Origin of the sequence: Victivallis sp. (assembly GCF_048170485.1) — a bacterium.
Classification (GTDB): domain Bacteria; phylum Verrucomicrobiota; class Lentisphaeria; order Victivallales; family Victivallaceae; genus Victivallis.
The window spans coordinates 1-3,739 of sequence record NZ_DBEXAY010000286.1 but is presented as its reverse complement, the minus strand read 5'-3'; the positions used below and the strand labels follow the sequence as shown (position 1 = coordinate 3,739).

Genomic DNA, 3,739 nt, shown 5'->3' with positions numbered 1-3,739 from the left:
TATACTGATTTATAGTTAAGTTTGCGGTTAACCGCGACTGCCGCTCCGATGCCGGACGGGGAAACAGAAGAGGTGGATATGAGTTTACATGTGAACGGGTGGAACATCATCGCGCGGTATCTGGAACGCGCATCGATGCGGCAGGGGGACCTCGCGCAGGTGCTGCACATATCAAAGGCCGCGGTTTCGCAGATAAAAAACGGGCAGTTCCTGCTGAATCCGCGTCAGCTGGCCACGATTGCCGACTATCTGAAGTTCGACGATGCGGCCATTTCCGAATTTTACACGACGCTGTTCAATGCCCGCCTTGCCGGGGCGGAGCCGGAGGCGGTCGGGCACCGCACGTTCCGGGTGAACCTCACGGAGGGTGGGGCGGGATCTCCGGCGGAACCGGAGGCGGCTCCGGCTCCGGTGGCCGGTTTCAGCCTGCTCCGGAGTTTTGAACCGGCGTTCGAACCGCTGACGAAGTTTCTGCGGCGCAACTCGCCGGAGCGCAGCCGGGAGCATTTCCCGCAGGAGGATATGTGCGTCATCCGGATTGAACCGGGGAGCAACAGCACGGAACTTGCGCCGGGCAGTCTGCTGATGATCGAGGCGGACACCTATCCGGCCGCCGGGGATCTGACGCTGTTCGGCGTGGCCGACGGGCGGATTCTGCTGCGGGAGTATCATCCGGAGGGGGATCGCGTGGTGTTCCGGCCGGTTCTGGCCGGAGGCGGGCGGGAGCTGTACTGGTCGCGGGCGGAGGAACCGGGGCTGATCCGCTGGATCCATCCGGTCCATGAGATCGTTCTGAAGATGCATCGATAGAATTTCAGACCGTGCGCTGTTGCTTTTCACCGTAAAACGGTGTATAGTATGGCTCCACCAAATATGCGGAAGGAGCCTTCATGAGTACAGCTCTGATCGATTATAACATGGGCAACCTCGGTTCGGTGGCAAAGGCGCTGGAGTTCGTCGGCGCCTCGGCCCGGGTGGTTGCAAGCGGGCAGGAGTTGCGCGGGTTTGACTGCTGCATCCTGCCGGGAGTCGGGAACTTCGGCGACGGGATGGAAAATCTCCGGCAGCGCGGATTTGACCGCGCCATCCGGGATTTTGTCGGTTCCGGCGGATTTCTGCTCGGCATCTGCCTCGGGATGCAGATGCTGTTTGAGGAGAGCGAAGAGGCGCCCGGCGTCGCCGGGCTCGGGGTGTTCCCCGGGAAGGTGCTCCGCTTCCCCGCCGGCCGTGAAAAGGTTCCTCATATGGGCTGGAGCTCGCTGACGCCGACGCCGGGCTGTCCGCTCTTCGACGGGATCGGTGAGGACAGTTTCTTCTATTTTGTCCACTCCTACTACGTGCCGGTGGATCCTGCCTGGACCGCGGCGACCTGCGAGTACATCCTGCCGTTTTCGGCGGCGGTCGGCTCGGGGCGCTGGTTTGCCACGCAGTTCCACCCGGAGAAGAGCCAGCGGCTCGGGTTGCGGCTGCTTCGCAATTTTCTGACGCTGGGCGGAGGGTTCCGGTGATGGCGGGGAAAAAAGAGTGGCTCCGCGTATACGATGAGCTGTACCGGCTCTACGGGGACTGCACCTGCCCGCTGAAACATGCGACACCCTTTCAGTTGCTGGCGGCGGTGATGCTCTCGGCGCAATGCCGCGACGACCGGGTCAATCAGGTGACGGAGAAGCTTTTCGCCGTGGCGCCGGATCCGGCGGCGATGGCGGCGCTGCCGGTGGAGACGATTGCCGAAATCATCCGCCCCTGCGGACTTTACCGCAACAAGAGTGAAAACCTCTCGGCCTGTGCCGAAATGCTGGTCCGGGAGTTCGGAGGCGAAGTGCCGCATACGATGGAGGAGCTGACCCGCCTGCCGGGGATCGGCCGCAAGAGCGCCAACGTGGTTCTTGGCGACGCGTTTCAGGTGCCGGGCTTTCCGGTGGACACCCATGTCAACCGGGTGCTGAACCGGATTGGACTGGTCAAAACGAAGTCGCCCGAGGCGATCGAAGCGGCGCAGAACGCCGTCGTGCCGCCGGAATACTGGACGAATTTCTCCCATCTGCTCATTCAGCATGGTCGGCGGGTCTGCCATGCCGCCCGGCCGGAGTGCGACCGCTGTACGCTTGCCGGCTTCTGCCGGAAGGTGGGGGTGAAAGGGCGGAAATAATGGGCTATTTCAAGCAGAAATTCCGCAGCGTCAAGAAGCTGCCGACCTGGCTCTACTGGCTTCCTGCCCGGCTGATGGTGCTTTTGCTGCATACGCTGTACCGCGTCCGGGTGGAGGATCCGTTCGACCATATCGGGCAGGCGAGGGGGGCGGTTTCCGTGACCTGGCACAACCGGCTGATGTTCTTTGCGGCGATCTTTCCGCCTGCGACGCGGCGTCGGACGGTTGCGGTGGTGAGCGCCTCGCGCGACGGCCAGTATGTGACGGATTTCATCGCCAATCTGGGGCTGCGGAGTCTGCGCGGCTCCTCGACGCGGGGCGGGGCGAAGGCGCAGCTGGCGGCGGTGCACGCGATTCGCGACGGATTCAATGTGAGTTTCACGCCGGACGGGCCGCGCGGTCCCCGGTACGTGATGAAGAATGGTCCGATTCAGCTCGCCTCGCTGACCGGCGGCGGAATCATACCGATCAGTGTCAACGCCACCCGGTGCTGGAGGGTGAAGAGCTGGGATCAGTTCCAGATTCCGAAACCGTTCAGCCGGTTGACGCTGGTGCTGGGCGAGCGGATTGCAATTCCTCCGGAGCTCGATGCGGAGGGGCTGGAACATTACCGGAAGCTGGTGGAGGACGCGCTGCTTGCGATTACGGTCGATCCCGCCCGCTGACACCGGAGGCAATCAAGGGAAACAACGAGGGGAAAATATGGAAAAACTCAACTACAGAGGCCTGTCGGACGAACAGGTGAAACTCAGCCGTGCGGAGCATGGCGGCAACGTACTGCCTGCTCCGGTCCGCATTCCGTGGTACATTCAGTATCTGCGCAAGTTCCGTGATCCGGTGATCCGGATTCTGATGATTGCGGCGGTGCTCTCATGCCTGATCGGCGACTGGGTCGAGGGGGGCGGCATTCTGGTGGCGATTCTGCTGGCGACCTTCATCGCCTTCCTGAACGAATACCGGGCGGAGAAGGAGTTCGACCTGTTGAACCAGAGCAACGACGATCTTCCCTACAAGGTGATCCGGAACGGGGCGTTTGTGATGGTGCCCCGGCGCGATCTGGTGGTGGGCGATGTGATTTTCGTCGAACAGGGCGAAGAGATTCCGGCGGATGCCAGAGTGCTGGAGGCGGTCAATCTGCAGCTGGATGAATCCAGCCTCACCGGCGAAACCGATCCGGTCGGGAAATTCCCGGCGGGACACCCGGAGATCGCCCGGCTGGGCGAAACCACCTATCCGGCGGATAAACTCATGCGCGGCACGCCGGTGGTCGAAGGCTATGGATACGCCGAGATCACCGCGGTCGGGGAACATACTGAAATCGGCCATACCGCCCGCGAAGCCTCGCTGGAGACCGGCGAGGAGACGCCGCTCCAGAAGCAGCTGGAAAAACTCAGCCGCCTGATCGGACTGGTCGGATTTCTCATTTCGGTGCTGACCTTCGGCGTTCTGGCCGGCCGGGAAATTTTCCGCGGCGAGATGGTGCAGACCCCGGCGCAGTGGGGCGTGACGGCGACGCTGGCGCTGGCGCTGGCGCTGGCACTGCTCCGCGTCTGGCTGCCGCTCATCACCGACGGGCTGGAGGTGATTCGC

At 62.7% G+C, this 3,739-nt stretch carries 5 protein-coding genes; all 5 read left to right on the top strand.

The window, feature by feature from the left end; translation table 11 throughout:
- The first annotated feature begins 78 nt into the window (after window positions 1-78).
- Window positions 79-810, top strand: coding sequence for a helix-turn-helix domain-containing protein (locus tag ACMLHG_RS14645; RefSeq protein ID WP_417170976.1), 732 nt, complete (start codon window positions 79-81; stop codon window positions 808-810).
- A gap of 80 nt (window positions 811-890) precedes the next feature.
- Entirely contained in the window at window positions 891-1,508 is a 618-nt protein-coding gene (gene hisH / locus ACMLHG_RS14640) for an imidazole glycerol phosphate synthase subunit HisH (protein WP_294433233.1), read from the top strand.
- Window positions 1,508-2,149: an endonuclease III gene (nth, locus tag ACMLHG_RS14635; RefSeq protein WP_294433235.1), complete on the top strand. Its 642-nt coding sequence runs from the start codon at window positions 1,508-1,510 to the stop codon at window positions 2,147-2,149. The genes hisH and nth overlap by 1 nt, the downstream gene beginning before the upstream one ends.
- On the top strand, window positions 2,149-2,814 hold the full coding sequence (locus ACMLHG_RS14630) for a lysophospholipid acyltransferase family protein (RefSeq protein WP_294433236.1): 666 nt from the start codon (window positions 2,149-2,151) through the stop codon (window positions 2,812-2,814). The genes nth and ACMLHG_RS14630 overlap by 1 nt, the downstream gene beginning before the upstream one ends.
- A 37-nt stretch (window positions 2,815-2,851) precedes the next feature.
- Window positions 2,852-3,739: cation-transporting P-type ATPase (locus ACMLHG_RS14625; RefSeq protein ID WP_417170975.1), on the top strand; the 888-nt coding region annotated here is incomplete at its 3' end.

Coding starts and splice junctions, on each gene's coding strand:
- ACMLHG_RS14645 (WP_417170976.1), top strand. CDS start 79: ATGAGTTTACATGTGAACGGGTGGAACATCATCGCGCGGTATCTGGAA.
- hisH (WP_294433233.1), top strand. CDS start 891: ATGAGTACAGCTCTGATCGATTATAACATGGGCAACCTCGGTTCGGTG.
- nth (WP_294433235.1), top strand. CDS start 1,508: ATGGCGGGGAAAAAAGAGTGGCTCCGCGTATACGATGAGCTGTACCGG.
- ACMLHG_RS14630 (WP_294433236.1), top strand. CDS start 2,149: ATGGGCTATTTCAAGCAGAAATTCCGCAGCGTCAAGAAGCTGCCGACC.